The organism is Pseudomonas sp. P39-UII1, assembly GCF_039672635.1.
GTDB lineage: Bacteria > Pseudomonadota > Gammaproteobacteria > Pseudomonadales > Pseudomonadaceae > Aquipseudomonas.
Map to the genome: position 1 here is coordinate 181008 of NZ_JBDFPP010000006.1, position 17461 is coordinate 198468.

General features: G+C 63.3%; 16 protein-coding genes. 11 read left to right on the forward strand and 5 right to left on the reverse strand.

The window, feature by feature from the left end:
• The first annotated feature begins 64 nt into the window (after positions 1-64).
• From bioB to ABEH27_RS11135, 9 genes are all read left to right on the forward strand, one after another.
• The gene (gene bioB, locus ABEH27_RS11095) at positions 65-1123 is read left to right on the forward strand and encodes a biotin synthase BioB (RefSeq protein ID WP_346613625.1); all 1059 of its coding nucleotides are present in this window, start codon (positions 65-67) and stop codon (positions 1121-1123) included.
• Between the two features lies 1 nt (position 1124).
• Positions 1125-2297 carry an 8-amino-7-oxononanoate synthase gene (gene bioF / locus ABEH27_RS11100; RefSeq protein ID WP_346613626.1) on the forward strand — a complete coding sequence of 391 codons (1173 nt, stop codon included), beginning with the start codon at positions 1125-1127 and terminating at the stop codon, positions 2295-2297.
• A complete protein-coding gene (locus ABEH27_RS11105; protein WP_346613627.1) occupies positions 2290-3021 on the forward strand; it encodes an alpha/beta fold hydrolase in 732 nt (243 codons plus the stop codon). The genes bioF and ABEH27_RS11105 overlap by 8 nt, the downstream gene beginning before the upstream one ends.
• Positions 3014-3832 carry a malonyl-ACP O-methyltransferase BioC gene (gene bioC, locus ABEH27_RS11110; RefSeq protein ID WP_346613628.1) on the forward strand — a complete coding sequence of 273 codons (819 nt, stop codon included), beginning with the start codon at positions 3014-3016 and terminating at the stop codon, positions 3830-3832. The genes ABEH27_RS11105 and bioC overlap by 8 nt, the downstream gene beginning before the upstream one ends.
• Before the next feature lie 10 nt (positions 3833-3842).
• The gene (bioD, locus tag ABEH27_RS11115) at positions 3843-4523 is read left to right on the forward strand and encodes a dethiobiotin synthase (protein ID WP_346613629.1); all 681 of its coding nucleotides are present in this window, start codon (positions 3843-3845) and stop codon (positions 4521-4523) included.
• Positions 4524-4641: 118 nt separating this feature from the next.
• Entirely contained in the window at positions 4642-4938 is a 297-nt protein-coding gene (locus ABEH27_RS11120) for a pyrroloquinoline quinone biosynthesis protein PqqE (RefSeq protein ID WP_346613630.1), read from the forward strand.
• A 300-nt stretch (positions 4939-5238) separates the two neighbouring features.
• Entirely contained in the window at positions 5239-7044 is a 1806-nt protein-coding gene (locus ABEH27_RS11125; protein WP_346613631.1) for a phenylacyl-CoA dehydrogenase, read from the forward strand.
• Between the two features lie 301 nt (positions 7045-7345).
• Entirely contained in the window at positions 7346-8629 is a 1284-nt protein-coding gene (locus tag ABEH27_RS11130; RefSeq protein WP_346613632.1) for a GGDEF domain-containing protein, read from the forward strand.
• A gap of 123 nt (positions 8630-8752) precedes the next feature.
• The gene (locus ABEH27_RS11135) at positions 8753-10531 is read left to right on the forward strand and encodes an acyl-CoA dehydrogenase C-terminal domain-containing protein (protein WP_346613633.1); all 1779 of its coding nucleotides are present in this window, start codon (positions 8753-8755) and stop codon (positions 10529-10531) included.
• Between the two features lie 232 nt (positions 10532-10763).
• Here ABEH27_RS11135 and ABEH27_RS11140 read toward each other — a convergent pair whose 3' ends face one another.
• A complete protein-coding gene (locus ABEH27_RS11140; RefSeq protein ID WP_346613634.1) occupies positions 10764-11687 on the reverse strand; it encodes a LysR family transcriptional regulator in 924 nt (307 codons plus the stop codon).
• A 209-nt stretch (positions 11688-11896) separates the two neighbouring features.
• On the opposite strand from ABEH27_RS11140, the gene ABEH27_RS11145 reads away from it, so the two are divergent.
• Positions 11897-13177, forward strand: a complete 1281-nt coding sequence (locus ABEH27_RS11145) for an aminotransferase class III-fold pyridoxal phosphate-dependent enzyme (protein ID WP_346613635.1) — start codon at positions 11897-11899, stop codon at positions 13175-13177.
• Positions 13178-13324: 147 nt separating this feature from the next.
• Positions 13325-13483, forward strand: a complete 159-nt coding sequence (locus tag ABEH27_RS11150) for a YqaE/Pmp3 family membrane protein (protein WP_003177654.1) — start codon at positions 13325-13327, stop codon at positions 13481-13483.
• Between the two features lie 32 nt (positions 13484-13515).
• Here ABEH27_RS11150 and ABEH27_RS11155 read toward each other — a convergent pair whose 3' ends face one another.
• From ABEH27_RS11155 to pqqC, 4 genes are read right to left on the reverse strand one after another with little or no spacing between them, the layout of a single operon-like run.
• Positions 13516-15339 (reverse strand): S9 family peptidase, encoded by a 1824-nt coding sequence (locus ABEH27_RS11155; protein WP_346613636.1) that lies wholly within the window; start codon positions 15337-15339, stop codon positions 13516-13518.
• Complete coding sequence (gene pqqE, locus ABEH27_RS11160; RefSeq protein WP_346613637.1) at positions 15305-16453, reverse strand: pyrroloquinoline quinone biosynthesis protein PqqE; 1149 nt, start codon at positions 16451-16453, stop codon at positions 15305-15307. Before pqqE ends, ABEH27_RS11155 begins: the two co-directional genes overlap by 35 nt.
• Positions 16425-16700 carry a pyrroloquinoline quinone biosynthesis peptide chaperone PqqD gene (gene pqqD, locus ABEH27_RS11165; protein WP_346613638.1) on the reverse strand — a complete coding sequence of 92 codons (276 nt, stop codon included), beginning with the start codon at positions 16698-16700 and terminating at the stop codon, positions 16425-16427. The genes pqqE and pqqD overlap by 29 nt, the downstream gene beginning before the upstream one ends.
• Positions 16697-17452 (reverse strand): pyrroloquinoline-quinone synthase PqqC, encoded by a 756-nt coding sequence (gene pqqC / locus ABEH27_RS11170; protein ID WP_346613639.1) that lies wholly within the window; start codon positions 17450-17452, stop codon positions 16697-16699. The genes pqqD and pqqC overlap by 4 nt, the downstream gene beginning before the upstream one ends.
• Positions 17453-17461: the final 9 nt, after the last annotated feature.

Below are 17461 nucleotides of genomic sequence, written 5' to 3' on the forward strand. Positions count from 1 at the left end.
TCCGTGATGCGCTGGTGGGCATTCCTGTCCCGGCGCCAGCTACAGCCTAAACAAGGAAACGCCGATGAGCGCCAGCACAACTGCAACAACACGTCACGACTGGACACTGGCCGAGGTCAAGGCACTGTTCCAGCAACCGTTCAATGACTTGCTGTTCCAGGCGCAGACCGTGCATCGCGCGCATTTCGACCCCAACCGCGTGCAGGTTTCGACATTGCTGTCGATCAAGACCGGAGCCTGCCCGGAAGATTGCAAATATTGTCCGCAGTCTGGCCACTACAACACCGGGCTGGAAAAACAGAAGCTGATGGAAGTGCAGAAGGTGCTGGAGGAGGCTGCAAGGGCCAAGGCCATCGGGTCGACCCGCTTCTGCATGGGCGCGGCCTGGAAGCACCCATCGGCAAAAGACATGCCTTACGTGCTGGAGATGGTCAAAGGGGTCAAGGCCATGGGCCTGGAAACCTGCATGACCCTCGGCAAGCTCGATCAGGATCAGACCCAGGCCCTGGCCCAGGCTGGCCTCGACTACTACAACCACAACCTCGACACCTCGCCGGAGTTCTACGGCAGCATCATTACCACCCGCACCTATAGCGAGCGCCTGCAGACCCTGGCCTATGTGCGTGATGCCGGCATGAAGATCTGCTCCGGTGGCATCCTCGGCATGGGCGAGTCGCTGGACGACCGCGCGGGCCTGCTGATCCAGCTGGCCAACCTGCCCGAGCACCCGGAATCGGTGCCGATCAACATGCTGGTGAAGGTGGCCGGTACGCCGCTGGCTGATGAAGAAGACGTCGACCCGTTCGACTTCATCCGCATGCTGGCGGTCGCGCGGTTGCTGATGCCCAAGTCGCACGTGCGTCTGTCCGCTGGCCGCGAGCAGATGAACGAGCAGATGCAGGCCCTGGCCTTCATGGCCGGCGCCAACTCGATTTTCTACGGTGAAAAACTGCTGACCACCGCCAACCCGCAGGCCGACAAGGATATGCAGCTGTTCGCTCGCCTGGGCATCAAGCCCGAAGCGCGCGAAGAGCATGCCGACGAAGTGCACCAGGCCGCCATCGAGCAGGCGCTGGTCGAGCAACGCAGCAGCGAGCTGTTCTATAACGCCGCGTCTGCCTGACATGGCCTTTGATCTGGCGGCGCGCCTGGCCGAACGGCGCGCCGCAGACCTCTACCGGCAGCGGCCACTGCTTCAAAGCCCGCAAGGGCCGCACGTGGTGGTCGATGGCCAGCCATTGCTGGCCTTCTGCAGCAATGACTACCTGGGCCTGGCCAACCACCCCGAGGTGATCGCCGCCTGGCAGGCGGGTGCCGAGCGCTGGGGGGTAGGCGGCGGCGCTTCGCATCTGGTCATCGGCCACAGCACCCCTCACCACCAGGTGGAAGAAGCGCTCGCCGAGTTGACCGGCCGCCCCCGGGCGCTGCTGTTTTCCACCGGCTACATGGCCAACCTTGGCGCTATTACCGCGCTGGTGGGGCAGGGCGACACGGTGCTGCAGGACCGCCTGAATCACGCCTCGCTGCTGGACGGCGGTTTGCTCAGCGGTGCCCGCTTCAATCGTTACCTGCACAACGATGCGGCCAGCCTGGCCAAGCGCCTGGACAAAGCCACCGGCAATACCTTGGTGGTCACGGACGGCGTGTTCAGCATGGACGGCGACCTTGCCGACTTGCCCGCACTGGCCGAGGTCGCGCGGGCTCGCGGCGCCTGGTTGATGGTCGACGATGCACACGGCCTGGGCACCTTGGGAGCACAGGGCGGGGGTATCGTCGAGCACTTCGGCCTGGGCATCGAAGACGTGCCTGTGCTGATCGGCACGCTGGGCAAGGCCTGCGGTACGGCGGGTGCTTTTGTCGCCGGCAGCGAGGAGCTGATCGAAGCCCTGGTGCAGTTTGCCCGGCCCTACATCTACACCACCAGTCAGCCACCGGCTCTGGCTTGCGCGACACTCAAGAGCCTGCAACTGCTGCGCAGCGAAACCTGGCGCCGTGAGCACCTGGGCGCGTTGATCCGCCAGTTCCGCCTGGGTGCCGAAGCGATCGGCCTGACGCTGGTGGACAGCCCGACGCCGATCCAGCCCATCCTGATTGGCGACAGCGCACAGGCGCTGCGGCTGTCACAGATGTTGCGCGAACGTGGCCTGCTGGTTACCGCCATTCGCCCGCCCACCGTGCCTGCCGGCAGCGCACGCTTGCGGGTTACCTTGAGCGCCGCGCACAGCGAGGCGCAGGTGCAGCTATTGTTGAATGCATTGGCCGAGTGTTATCCACAGCTGGAGGCCGCCGATGCGTAACCGACTGATCCTTTTACCGGGCTGGGGGCTGGGTACTGCGGCCCTGGAGCCGCTGGCGGCCAGCCTGCGCGCCCAGGACGCCCGCCTGCAGGTCGAGCTGATGCCCCTGCCGGAGCTGGCCGAAGCCGATGTTCAGGCTTGGGTCGACCACCTTGACCGCACGTTGCCCAGCGATACCTGGCTGGGCGGCTGGTCGCTGGGCGGCATGCTCGCCAGCGAACTTGCGCGCAAGCGCGGCGACCATTGTTGCGGGCTGTTGACCTTGGCCAGCAACCCAAGCTTCGTGGCCCGTGCCGATTGGCCATACGGCATGGCCAATGACACCTTTGGGACCTTCCTGGATGGGTGCCGCAGCCATACCTCCGTGACCCTCAAGCGCTTTCGCAGCTTGTGCAGCGACGGCGCCCAGCAACCGCGCACCCTGCTGCGCCAACTGGGCGTTGGTGTGCCGGAGACAGACCCGCTTTACCTTGCCAACGGGCTGGAAGTATTGGCCCAGTTGGATACCCGTGAGGCACTGCAGGCCTATGGGGGGCCGCAACTGCACTTGTTCGCTGGCAGCGATGCGTTGGTCCCGGCCGAGGCGGCGAAAGCGCTGAGCGAGTTGCTACCCGACGTGGAGGTCGGGCTGGTTGAAGACAGTTCCCACGCCTTCCTGCTGGAGTACCCACAGGAGCTGGCGGCGGGCATCAAGATTTTCCTGCATGAGAGTGGCGATGACTGACCTTTCCCGTCCAACCCTGCCCGGCGCACTGCCGGACAAGCGCCAGGTAGCGGCTTCGTTTTCCCGTGCAGCGGCCAGCTACGACAGTGTGGCAGCCCTGCAGCGTGCGGTGGGCGTGAGCCTGTTGCAGCAGCTGCCGGACGAACTGGCGCCATCACGCTGGCTCGACCTGGGCAGTGGCACCGGCTATTTCAGCCGCGTGCTGGCCGAGCGCTTCGCACCCGCCAGTGGTTTGGCTGTGGACATTGCCGAAGGCATGTTGCGCCATGCCCGTGGCGAGCGGGGCGGGGCGCAGTATTACGTAGCGGGCGATGCCGAGCGCCTGCCGCTGGCCGATGATAGCGTCGACCTGGTGTTCTCCAGCCTGGCGGTTCAGTGGTGCGGGCAGTTCGCCAGCGTGCTGGAAGAAGTCCGGCGGGTATTGCGCCCAGGTGGCGTGCTGGCCTTCAGCAGCCTGTGTGTCGGCACCCTCGATGAGCTGCGTGCCAGTTGGCAGGCCGTGGATGGCATGGTGCACGTCAATCGCTTCCGCCGCTTCGAGGACTACCAGCGCCTGTGCGCGGCAAGTGGCCTGGAACAACTCTGCCTGCAGCAGCAGGCACATGTGCTGCACTACCCGCATGTCCGCGGCCTGACCCACGAACTCAAGGCCCTTGGTGCGCACAATCTCAACCCCGGGCGGCCATCAGGCCTGACTGGCCGCGCCCGTATGCAGGGGCTGTTGCAGGCTTACGAAGCATTCCGTCAACCGCAAGGGCTGCCAGCCACCTATCAGGTGGTCTATGGTGTGTTGCGCAAGCCACAGGCGTAAGAGGAGCGACATGAGCCAGGCCTATTTCATCGCGGGGACCGATACCGATGTCGGCAAGACCACCATTGCTGCCGGGCTGTTGCATGCAGCACGGCTGCAGGGCCTGAGTACGCTGGGTGCGAAGCCGGTGGCGTCCGGTTGTAGCGCAACTGCCAAAGGGCTGCGCAACGCAGATGCTCTGGCGCTGATCGACGAAAGCTCGGTCAAGCTGGGCTATGAAGCGGTCAACCCCTTCGCCTTCGAACCTGCCATCGCGCCGCATGTGGCCGCGCGCGAGGCGGGTGTTGCACTGGAAGTGCCGGCCTTGCTGAAGGCCATGCGCCATGTGCTGGACCAGGATGCGGATTTCACCTTGGTCGAAGGTGCAGGTGGCTGGCGCGTACCGCTTTCCGATCACGCCAACCTGTCCGACCTGGCGATTGCCCTGAAACTGCCGGTGATCCTGGTGGTGGGCGTGCGCCTTGGTTGCATCAACCACGCCTTGCTCAGCGCGGAAGCGATCGCCCGTGATGGCCTGCAGCTCGCGGGGTGGGTGGCCAATATCATCGAGCCGCGTACTGCGCGGCTGGAGGAGAACCTGGCCAGCCTGGCCGAGCGGCTGCCCGCGCCGTGCCTGGGGCGTGTGCCCAAACTCAAGGTGGCGACGGCCGATGCGGTGGCCGAACACCTGCAACTGGACTTGCTGGACTGAGGCAGCATGCCTCATGTCTATTGGCTGGCACTGAGCTATTAGGGATTTAAACGGGTCTTTTGTGCCCTGGCCTGCTTTAATTGCCACTGATCACATCCAGCGTCATTGGAGTCCTGACATGGAAATCACCGGTAGCTCCGCGTACTACGCGGGCCTCAGCGCCATCCAGAGCGGGCACAACCGCATCGACCAGGCGGCCAGCCAGATCGCCAACAACAGTGTCGAGCGCGCCGCCACCAGCCAGTCGAGCGACTATCAGGCCGAGCGCCTGCGCGCGGTCGATCGCAGCCAGCAGATGGACCTCGCCACCAGCACTGTGCAACTGTCGCTGGGCAAAACCGAAGTCGAATTGGGTGCGAAGGTCGCCAAGGCTTCCGACGAAATGCTCGGTCGGTTCATCGACACCTACGCCTGATATCGACTTATCACGCTGCAACCTCTGTGGGAGCGGGCTTGCCCCGCGAATGTGTCAGAACAGGCAATCTGTTCCGGGCTGACGCATTCGCGGGGCGAGGCCGCTCCCACAGTCGTAAATGGCCTCGAAAAAGGCCGATGGCGTAAATGCCATCTTTCGCGGCATAAATGGCACCATAGTCCCTCCTTGACATCGGTCAGTGCTAAACGTAAGTTTCAAACAACTGTTTGACCGAAAGCCGGCAAGAGCTGGTCGGTATCAGCGGTCTCCCCACCGGACTCATCACAGAGGTTCATCGCAATGCCTGATTACAAAGCCCCCTTGCGTGATATTCGCTTCGTTCGCGACGAGCTGCTCGGCTATGAGGCGCACTATCAGAGCCTGCCGGGTTGCCAGGACGCGACGCCCGACATGGTCGACGCGATCCTCGAAGAAGGCGCGAAATTCTGTGAGCAGGTGCTGGCCCCGCTGAACCGTGTCGGTGACCTGGAAGGCTGTACCTGGAGCGAGTCCGGCGTTAAGACCCCGACCGGCTTCAAGGAAGCCTACGAGCAGTTCGTCGAAGGCGGCTGGCCGAGCCTGGCGCATGACGTTGCCCATGGCGGCCAAGGCCTGCCCGAGTCGCTGGGCCTGGCCCTGAGCGAGATGGTGGGTGAGGCGAACTGGTCGTGGGGCATGTACCCAGGCCTGTCCCATGGCGCGATGAACACCATTTCGGCGCACGGCACCGAGGAGCAGCAGCACACCTACCTGACCAAGCTGGTCAGCGGCGAGTGGACCGGCACCATGTGCCTGACCGAGCCGCACTGCGGCACCGACCTTGGCATGCTGCGCACCAAGGCCGAGCCGCAGGCCGACGGTTCGTACAAAGTGTCGGGCACCAAGATCTTCATCTCTGCCGGTGAGCACGACATGGCCGGCAACATCGTCCATATCGTTCTGGCCCGCCTGCCCGATGCCCCGGCCGGCACCAAAGGCATTTCGCTGTTCATCGTGCCGAAGTTCCTGCCCAACGCCGAAGGCGGCGTAGGTGAGCGCAACGGTGTGAGCTGCGGCTCGCTGGAACACAAGATGGGCATCCATGGCAACGCGACCTGCGTGATGAACTTCGACAGCGCCACCGGCTACCTGATCGGCCCAGCCAACAAGGGCCTGAATTGCATGTTCACCTTCATGAACACCGCTCGCCTGGGCACGGCGCTGCAAGGCCTGGCGCATGCCGAGGTGGCTTTCCAGGGTGGCCTGAAGTACGCCCGTGATCGCCTGCAGATGCGCTCGCTCACCGGCCCTAAAGCGCCCGACAAGGCTGCCGACCCGATCATCGTGCACCCGGACGTGCGCCGCATGTTGCTGACCATGAAGGCCTTCGCCGAAGGCAACCGCGCCATGGTCTACTTCACTGCCAAGCAGGTGGACATCGTCAAGTACAGCCAGGACGAGGAAGAGCGCAAGAAGGCCGACGCCCTCTTGGCCTTCCTCACCCCGATCGCCAAGGCCTTCATGACCGAAGTCGGCTTCGAGTCGGCCAACCACGGTGTGCAGATCTACGGTGGCCACGGCTTCATCGCCGAGTGGGGCATGGAGCAGAACGTGCGCGACAGCCGTATCTCCATGCTGTACGAAGGCACCACCGGCATCCAGGCGCTCGACCTGCTCGGCCGTAAAGTGCTGATGACCCAAGGCGAAGCGCTCAAGGGCTTCACCAAGATCGTGCACAAGTTCTGCCAGGCGCAGGAAGGTGTCGAGGCGATCAAGGAGTTCGTCGAGCCGCTGGCTGCGATCAACAAGGAGTGGGGCGAGCTGACCATGAAAGTGGGCATGGCTGCCATGAAGGACCGCGAGGAAGTGGGCGCCGCTTCGGTGGATTACCTGATGTACTCGGGTTATGCGTGCCTGGCTTACTTCTGGGCCGACATCGCCCGCCTGGCCGCGGAGAAGCTGGCTGCCGGTACTTCCGAAGAGGCGTTCTACGCCGCCAAACTGCAGACTGCGCGTTTCTACTTCCAGCGTATCCTGCCGCGCACCCGCACTCACGTGGCAACCATGTTGTCCGGTGCCGGCAACCTGATGGCGATGAAAGAAGAAGACTTCGGTCTGTCGATCTAAGCCTTCAGCCCGTCGAAAACCCGTCTGCCTTGTCGGCAGGCGGGTTTTCGCGTTTTTGAGGGCCGCTTCGCGCTCCATCGCTGGCAAGCCGGCGCCCACAGGTTTTGCAGCGCCGCGGACATTGTGGGAGCCGGCTTGCCGGCGATGGGGCGCGTAGCGGCCCCAAAAACCGGTTACAAGAAAAGCTCAAGCCCTCCGCCCCCGCTGCCGTTAACACACCGGTGTATTCATCAATTCATGTGCGCTGCCGATGAAGTAAAGGCACAATGCCATTATTGATCTGCCGGGTCGGAGATTACCCTTGTTTCGTTTAAACGCTGTACGCGCGAGCCACTTCCTGCCTTCGCTGATTCTATTGCTGGCAGGGCTTGCGGCGGCTTACGTAAGAGACCTCAGCGTCTTCTTCACGTCACTTTTCAACGTCTTGCCCACCTTGGTCCTGCTGCTGGGCGGCGCCTATTGCGCTGTGTATCGGCGCCAGCGCGAGCTGTTTCTGATGGTCGCGGTGTACATTGCCTACTTTCTGCTCGATACCCAAACTGACTACTACCGCGACAACGGCCGCGTGCGCGAGGACGCCGCGGTAATCTTCCACCTGGTGTGCCTGCTGTTGCCCGCGTTGTACGGGCTGTTCGGCGCCTGGCAAGAGCGTACCCACCTGGCCCAGGACCTGCTCGCCCGCTTTGCCGTGCTGTTCGCCGTCGGTAGCGTGGCCGTGGCCCTTGAGCAGAGTTTTCCCGACGCGTTGCTGGGGTGGCTGGCGGAAATCCGCTGGCCGTCGCTGCATGGCCAGTGGATGAGCCTGATCCAGATGGTCTACCCGTTGTTCATGGGGGTATTCATCTTGCTGGTGGTGCAATACCTGCGCGAGCCCAGGCCCTTGCACGCGGCGCAGATCATCGGCTTGATCGGCATCTTCTGGATGCTGCCCAAGACGTTCATCCTGCCTTTCACGCTGAACATCATGTGCAGCCAGGTGATGCTGATGATCGCTGCGGCGGTTTCCCACGAGGCCTACCAGATGGCGTTTCGCGATGAGTTGACTGGCTTGCCCGGGCGTCGCGCGCTGAATGAGCGCATGCAGCGCTTGGGGCGCAACTACGTGATTGCCATGACCGATGTGGACCACTTCAAGAAATTCAACGACACCCATGGCCATGACGTCGGTGACCAGGTGCTGCGCCTGGTGGCCAGCCGGCTGGCCAAGGTGACCGGCGGTGGCCGCGCCTACCGCTATGGCGGCGAAGAATTTGCCTTGGTATTCGCCGGCAAGACGGCCGAAGAATGCGTGCCCCATGTGGAAGCGGTGCGCGAGATGATCGCCAATTACACCATGCACCTGCGTGACCAGAACAATCGCCCGCAGGATGACTCCGCCGGCCGCCAGCGGCGCAGTGGCAGTGCCAGTGGCACCGTGTCGGTGACCATCAGCATCGGCGTCGCCGAACGCCTGGCCGAGCACCGCAACCCCGAAGAAGTGCTCAAGTGCGCCGACCAGGCGCTGTACAGCGCCAAGGGTGCTGGGCGCAACTGTGTCATGGTTCATGGGCAACAATCACGGCGCGGGGCGGTACGTACCGCGTGACCGTAATTGACTACATGGTCGCGTGATGACCCTATGTCTCGCAAAAGTTGTTCGGTTACACTGGATTCAACCCCGTGCCGCGGTCCCTGGAGACCGCCCCGACCCGACTAGCGAGAGGTTGTCATGGCTGACTATAAAGCGCCGCTGCGCGACATGCGCTTCGTTCTGAATGAAGTCTTCAACGTGGCAGAACTGTGGGCGCAACTGCCCGAGCTGGCCGAGGCAGTCGATGCCGAGACGGCCATTGCCGTACTTGAAGAGGCTGGCAAAGTCACCAGCAAGTCCATCGCCCCGCTCAGCCGCGCGGCTGACGAAGAGGGCTGCCACTGGGACAACGGCGCAGTGCGCACGCCAGCGGGCTTTATCGAGGCCTACAACACCTACGCCGAAGGCGGCTGGGTGGGCGTGGGCGGCGACCCGCTGTTCGGTGGCATGGGCATGCCCAAGGCAATCTCCGCCCAGGTTGAAGAAATGGTCAACGCGTCGAGCCTGGCCTTCGGCCTTTACCCGATGCTGACCGCCGGCGCCTGCCTGTCGATCAATGCCCATGCCAGCGAGGCACTGAAGGAAAAGTACCTGCCGAACATGTACGCCGGCGTGTGGGCCGGCTCCATGTGCCTGACCGAGCCGCATGCCGGCACCGACCTGGGGATCATCCGCACCAAGGCCGAGCCCCAGGCCGATGGCAGCTACAAGGTCAGCGGCACGAAGATTTTCATCACCGGTGGCGAGCACGACCTTACCGAGAACATCATCCATTTGGTGCTGGCCAAGCTGCCGGACGCACCGGCCGGGCCCAAGGGTATCTCGCTGTTCCTGGTGCCGAAGTTCATGGTCAACGATGACGGCAGCCTCGGTGCGCGCAACCCGGCTACCTGTGGCTCGATCGAGCACAAGATGGGCATTCAGGCCTCGGCGACCTGCGTGATGAACTTCGACGACGCCGTCGGTTACATCGTCGGCGAGCCGAATAAAGGCCTGGCGGCGATGTTCACCATGATGAACTACGAGCGCCTTGGTGTGGGTATTCAGGGCCTGGCCACGGCCGAGCGCTCGTACCAGAACGCCGTCGAGTACGCACGGGACCGCCTGCAAAGCCGCGCCCCCACCGGCCCGCAAGCCAAGGACAAGGCTGCCGACCCGATCATCGTCCACCCCGATGTGCGCCGCATGTTGCTGACCATGAAAGCGTTGATTGAAGGTGGCCGTGCATTCTCCACCTACGTGGCCATGCAACTGGACAGCGCCAAGTACAGCGAGGAGCCCGCCACGCGCAAGCGCAGTGAAGAGCTGGTGGCGCTGCTGACCCCGGTGGCGAAGGCGTTCCTCACCGATCTGGGCCTGGAGTGCGCGGTGCATGGCCAGCAGGTGTTCGGTGGCCATGGCTACATCCGCGAGTGGGGCCAGGAGCAGCTGGTGCGCGACGTGCGCATTACCCAGATCTACGAAGGCACCAACGGTATCCAGGCCCTGGACCTGATGGGGCGCAAGGTGGTGGCCAGCGGTGGCGCTTACTACAAGGTGTTTTCCGACGAGGTTCGCCAGTTCATTGCCACTGCGCATGGAGAACTCGATGAGTTTGCCAAGCCGCTGGGGGCTTACCTCGACCAGCTCGACGGGCTGACCGAGTGGGTGCTGCAACAGGCCAAGGGCAACCCGAACGAGATCGGTGCGGCATCGGTGGAGTACCTGCACGCCTTTGGCTATGTGGCATATGCCTACATGTGGGCGTTGATGACGCGTGCTGCCAAGGCCGGTGAGGGCGATGAGGCGTTCTATTCTGCCAAGCTGGGCACCGCCCGGTTCTACTTTGCGCGCCTGTTGCCACGGGTGGATTCGCTGGTGGCTTCGGTGAAGGCAGGCAGCGAGTCGTTGTACTTGCTGGACGCCGAGCAGTTTTGATATGCCACCATATTGCCTGTAAGCATTTTCCTACGTGACGCGGTGACTTTTCGCCACTGGTATCAGATTGGATCCATAGCTACTATTTCTACATGGACGTTGCGCAGGAAGCGCAAAGGACAGAACAGGGACACGAAGGATTTCCTGCCAGGATGGCGGGGCGATAGGGATGTCACAGGGAAACAGTCTGGAAAACCCCGCTTAGGCGGGGTTTTCTTTGTGCGCGTTTTTTTCAGCCAAGCACATCCAGTGGCGAGGCGCTCAGTTGCCTGGCGTCAGTCTCCTCCTCGAGCAGCGTGCGCAGCAACTCCACCGATGCCTGTTGACGCTGAGCGTCGCGGAACACCAGGCCCACTTTCAGTGGCACGCGCGGTTCGCTCAATGGCTTCCACAGCAAACCCTGGTCATCTTCGGCGGCATCCTTGGCCCGGCCAGGCAAGATAGTGGCCAGCGCAGTGTGGCCCAGGCTGTCGAGAATGCCGCCCATATTGTTCATTTCCGCTTGAACCTGCGGCCGACGCCCCTGGCTGGCCAACTGTTCCTTCCAGATCTGGCGGATCTGGAATTCCTCGCCGAGCATCAGCATCGGCAACTCTGCAGCCTGCCTGATCGACACCTTCTTGAAATCCTTCAAGGGATGAGTGTCCGGGATGACCAACTGCAGTTCGTCTTCGTACAGCAGCAATCCATGCAGCCCCGGCTGGCGCGGCGGCAGGTAGCTGATACCGATGTCGAGGTTGCCATTGAGCAGGCGCCGCTCGATTTCCAGCCCTGACAACTCATAGATCTGCACCACAAGGTGCGGTTGGGCTTTGCGCACCCGTTCCAGCAACTGCGGCACCAGGCTCGGGCGCACCGTCTGCAGCACGCCGATGGCCAATGTGCGTAGCGACTGGCCCTTGAAGTTGCGCATCGCCTCATGGGCGCGCTGCAAGCCGTCAAGCAGGGGCAGGGCATGGTTGTACAAAGTGTGGGCGGCCAGGGTGGGCAGCAGGCGCTTGTTGCTGCGCTCGAACAGGCTCAGGTCGAGGCTGTGCTCCAGTTGGCGGATCTGTTGCGAGAGCGCTGGCTGGGACAACGACAGGCGCTCGGCCGCCCGGCCGACATGGCCTTCTTCATACACCGCGACGAAATAACGCAGTTGGCGAAAATCCATAAGTAACACTTATCGAAAAAGCTGGAAAAACGGAATGGCCGCATGCGCCGCCGAAGCCTAGTCTATCGCCGTATTCCAACGGGTTACAGCAGTCAATCAGCGCATTGTTACTCCGTTTGAAAAACACTTTTGATAGGCAAGACAAAATATCAAGCGCCGGCGCAAAGACCGGATGCTGGCCCCCCTTACCGTGCCTGGCTGGAGCCCCGATGAACCTGTTCAACCTGCGCCGCTCGGCCCCTGCCGAATTGGCCGAGCCCAAGCGCGCCCCGGTGCCTGTGGCGGACGCGCCGCTGCTGTCACGCGAGCGCCTGATGCCGAGCACCGAACGTGCCGCCCAAGTGTTCGTGCGTGGTCAAGGTTCCTGGTTGTGGGACGACGAAGGGCACGCCTACCTGGATTTCACCCAGGGTTGTGCGGTCAACAGCCTCGGCCACAGCCCTGGGGTGCTGGTAAAGGCGCTGGGCAACCAGGCCCAGGCGCTGATCAACCCAGGGGCAGGTTTTCACAGCCGGGGCCTGCTGGCGCTGGTCAACCGGCTGTGCCAGAGCACGGGCAGCGAGCAGGCGTACTTGCTCAACAGTGGTGCCGAGGCCTGCGAAGGCGCGATCAAGCTGGCGCGCAAGTGGGGCCAGCTGCACCGCGGCGGCGCCTATCACATCATCACCGCCAGCCAGGGCTGCCATGGCCGCAGCCTGGGCGCCTTGTCGGCATCCGACCCGCTGCCCTGCAACCGCTGCGAGCCGGGGCTACCGGGTTTCAGCAAGGTGCCGTTCAACGACCTGGCGGCGCTGCATGCCGAAGTGGACTCGCGCACCGTGGCGATCATGCTGGAGCCCATTCAAGGTGAAGCCGGGGTCATTCCCGCTACCCGGGACTACCTGCAAGGCGTCGAGAAGCTGTGCCGCGAACTGGGCATCCTCCTGATCCTTGACGAAGTACAGACCGGCATTGGCCGCTGCGGCGCGCTGCTGGCCGAAGAAACCTATGGTGTGCGCGCCGACATCATCACCTTGGGCAAGGGCCTGGGTGGTGGCGTTCCGCTGGCAGCCTTGCTTGCCCGCGGTACTGCCTGCTGCGCCGAGCCGGGCGAACTGGAAGGCAGCCACCATGGCAATGCGCTGATGAGCGCTGCTGGCCTGGCCGTGCTGGATACCGTGCTGGAGCCGGGCTTCTTCGAGCAGGTTCAAGACAGCGGGCGGCACCTGCGCGATGGCTTGAGCCGGCTGGCTGGCCGCTACGGCCAAGGCGAAGTGCGTGGCCAAGGCCTGCTGTGGGCTTTGCAGTTGCAGGAGCACCTGGCCAAGGACCTGGTGCAGGCAGCCTTGCATGAGGGACTGCTGCTCAATGCGCCGCAGGTGGATGTGGTGCGCTTTTCGCCTGCGCTGACCGTGAGCAAAGGCAACATCGATGAAATGCTGCTGCGCCTGGCCCGGGCCTTTTCCCGCTTGCATGCGCAGCAGCATGCCCGCCGCGAAGTATCGGCGTAACGAATTCTACGAACCGTCTGGCGTTTCTGCGCATCGCCCCTGGCCTGTTTCATTTGGCCCGGGGCGTTTTTTTTGCCTGGCGCTTACCTGTGGAACCTCTGTGATGCCCAGCTAGTCTCTGTTTAGACCCTTTCAGGAGAGACACGCATGGACTTCATTCGCATCATCATCGCCATCCTTCTGCCGCCGCTGGGCGTGTTTCTGCAAGTGGGGTTCGGCGGGGCATTCTGGCTGAATATCCTGCTGACCTTGCTGGGTTACATTCCAGGCATCGTGCATGCGGTGTACATCATCGCCAAGCGGTGAAACTGCCGGGGCCGCAACGCGGCCCCGGCCTGTTATTCACCCAGCACCCGGCAATAGAACTTCCATTCTTCTTCCAGTGCATGCGCCAAGTTCTCGGCCTTGCGGAACCCATGCCGCTCCCCGGCATAGAAATGCCCCACGGCTTCGATGCCATTCAACTTCAATGCGTCCAGCATTGAGCGTGTCTGTTCCGGCACCACCACCGCATCCAGTTCACCCTGGAAGAAAATCACCGGTACATTGATCTGCGCGGCATGCAACAGCGGCGTGCGTTGGCGGTAGCGCTCGGCATCCTGTTGCGGGTCGCCGATCAGCCAGTCCAGGTAGTCGCCTTCGAACTTGTGCGTGGCACGGCCCAATGCAACCGGATCGCTGACCCCGTAAAGGCTGGCACCGGCGCGAAATACATCACCGAAAGCCAAGGCGCAAAGGGTGGTGTAACCGCCGGCACTGCCACCGCGAATGAAGGCTTTGCCGGCATCGATCAAGCCACGTTCGGCCAGGTGCTGGACCGCCGCGCAGGCATCCTGCACGTCGCTTTCGCCCCAGCTCAAATGCAGTGCCTGGCGATACTCGCGGCCATAGCCGGTGCTGCCCCGGTAGTTCAGGTCGGCGACGGCGAAGCCGCGTTGGGTCCAGTACTGGATGCGTGGGTCGAGCACCGGATAGCAAGCGGAGGTCGGGCCGCCGTGGATGAACACCACCAACGGCGTGGGGCTTTTGGCACCCACAGCCGGGTAGAAGAACCCGCGGGCAAACGCGCCAGCGCTTTCGTAGAGCATCGACTGCGGCAGGCTTATGCACTCGGCCGGCAGCAGCTCGGCGCCCCCTGCCAGAATGTGCACCTCGTGGTTGGTCCGGTCGATGGCAATGACCGCTGGCGGGCTGATCGGCGAGGCGGCGATGGCATAGATGTACTCGGCATCCATGGCAAGGTTGCGAAAGCGGCTATAGGCGCTGGCGAAACGTTCCACCTGGCCGTCGACATTACGCAGCCCCAGTTGCCCGAAGCCCCCTTCGAACCAGCTTGCCAGATAGCTTTGCGGCCCAAGGGCCAGCCAGGTGCAGGTACCCAGTTGCCAGGGCGCGGCGGCGTGGTCTGCAGGTTTGGCGGGCAACGGCTGCCAACCGCCATCGAGCTCGCCCCAGGGTTGCCAGAAGCCATTGCGGTCGGACAGGCAGTACAGGCGCCCCTGCGCGTCGAAGCGCGGTTGTTGCAGGGACTCGTCGTGCGCCGCGATGCAGCGTGCCGCGCCCCAGCTACCGTCGCTTTGCCGTGCGCGACACATCAGCCGGGTGACCGTCCAGGGCTGAGCGGGGCGATCCCATTCGACCCAGGCGAGGCGTTGGCCATCGGCACTGATCGTCGGCGATGCATAAAAATCAGCACCCTCAGCGAGTACTTCAGCACTGCCTTCGACCAAGGCCACCAGGCGATGCTCGACACCCTCGCCATGGCGCTCCTCGACCGCCAGTACCTGGCCCTCATGCCATTGCAGGTCGCCGTAGCGGCACTGTTCATTGTGGGTCAAGGGTAATGGTGGTGTTGGGTCCAGCCCTTGGCGGTAGACCTGCTGATCCTTCTCGTTGACGAAGATGATCCCGTCATCACTCAGGCAGAAGCTGCCACCCCCGTATTCGTACACCCGGCTGCGCACGCTGAAGCCATCGGGCGTGAGGCAGCGGGCCTGCTGGTCACGCCAGTGCCAGACCCGACAGGCGCCATCGGCGGGGCGGAATTCGTTCCAGAACAGGCCCATGGTGCCTGCCTTGAGTTCGGCAAAGTCGGTGCCGGCGGCTACCGCCTGGGCGGCAGTGAGTTCAGCCGCGGGCGATGACACGGGAGTTGCGCTCATTACGGAAGGTCATCTCTTCGATGGCGAGGTTTGCAGTCTCTGCCTCCTCGCGGGCCTTGAGGATGATGCCGTGGTCAGCCGACTTGGCGCACACCGGGTCGGCGTTGCTGGCATCGCCGGTGAGCATGAAGGCCTGGCAGCGGCAGCCACCGAAGTCCTTCTCTTTTTCGTCGCACGAGCGGCAGGGCTCGGGCATCCAGTCGTAACCACGGAAACGGTTGAAGCCGAACGAGTCGTACCAGATGTGGTGCAGGTCGTGGTCGCGCACATTGGGGAACTGCACGGGCAACTGGCGCGCGCCATGGCAAGGCAGAGCGGTGCCGTCCGGGGTGATGGTCAGGAACAGGCTGCCCCAGCCGTTCATGCAGGCCTTGGGGCGCTCTTCATAGTAATCGGGGGTAACGAAGATCAGCTTGCACGGGTTGCCGGCGGCCTTGAGTTTGGCGCGGTACTCGTTGGTGATGCGCTCGGCACGTTCGAGTTGCTCGCGGGTTGGCAGCAGGCCAAGGCGGTTGAGGTGCGCCCAGCCGTAGAACTGGCAGGTGGCAAGCTCGACAAAGTCCGCTTCCAGCGCGACGCACAGTTCGATGATACGGTCGATCTTGTCGATGTTGTGCCGGTGGGTGACGAAGTTGAGCACCATCGGGTAACCGTGAGCCTTCACCGCCCGGGCCATTTCCAGCTTCTGTGCGAAGGCCTTCTTCGAGCCGGCCAGCAGGTTGTTGACCTGCTCGTCGCTGGCCTGGAAGCTGATCTGGATATGGTCCAGGCCGGCCTTTTTGAAGGCGGCAATGCGCGCTTCGGTCAGGCCAATGCCGGAGGTGATCAGGTTGGTGTAGTAACCCAGGCGCCGCGCTTCGCCGATCAGCTCGGCGAGGTCCTGGCGTACCAGCGGCTCCCCGCCGGAAAAGCCGATCTGCGCTGCGCCCATCTCCCGGGCTTCGGCCATCACCTTGAACCACTGTTCAGTGCTCAGCTCCTTGCCCTGCTGGGCGAAATCCAAGGGGTTGGAGCAGTACGGGCACTGCAGCGGGCAGCGGTAGGTGAGCTCGGCCAGCAGCCACAGCGGCAGGCCGACCGGCACCTCAGGCGAGGGTGATCCAGTGTTCGCCACGGGCCACCTCCATGAATTGCTCGATGTCATCAGCGACTTCGGGCACACCAGGAAATTGCTGTTCGAGCTCGGCGATGATCGCCAACACATCGCGCTTGCCGTCGATCAGGCCACCGATCAGCGCCGCGCTGTCGTTGAGCTTGATCATGCCTTCGGGGTACAGCAGCACGTAGCCTTTCTGCGCCGGTTCGTACTGGAAACGGTAGCCAGGGCGCCAGTTCGGTACTAGCTTGCGATCAAAACTCATAGGGCGATCCCCTTGTGCCATACCCGTTGCTGGGTGACGGTGTGATACGGCGGGCGGTTCAGCTCGTAGGCCATGCTCATGGCATCGAGCATGCTCCAAAGGATATCCAGCTTGAACTGCAGGATTTCCAGCATACGCTCCTGGCCGTCGCGGGTGGTGTAGTGCTGCAGGGTAATGGCCAGGCCGTGTTCCACATCACGCCGGGCCTGGCCCAGGCGGGTACGGAAGTATTCGTAGCCGGCCGGGTCGATCCACGGGTAGTGCTGCGGCCAGCTGTCCAGCCGCGACTGGTGAATTTGCGGGGCGAACAGCTCGGTCAACGAGCTGCTGGCGGCCTCCTGCCAGCTGGCTCGGCGGGCGAAGTTGACGTAGGCGTCGACGGCAAAGCGCACACCGGGCAGCACCAGCTCCTGGGAGCGCAGCTGGTCGGGATCAAGCCCGACTGCCTGGCCCAGGCGCAGCCAGGCTTCGATGCCGCCATCCTCGCCGGGAGCGCCATCGTGGTCGAGCAGGCGCTGGACCCACTCGCGGCGCACTTCACGGTCCGGGCAGTTGGCCAGGATCGCGGCATCCTTCATGGGGATGTTCACCTGGTAGTAGAAGCGGTTGGCCACCCAGCCCTGAATCTGCTCGCGGGTAGCGCGCCCTTCGTACATCGCCACGTGGTACGGGTGATGAATGTGATAGTAGGCGCCCTTGGCGCGCAGGGCCTGCTCGAACTCGGCAGGCGACAGTGGCAGTGCGTCGCTCATCGACCCTCC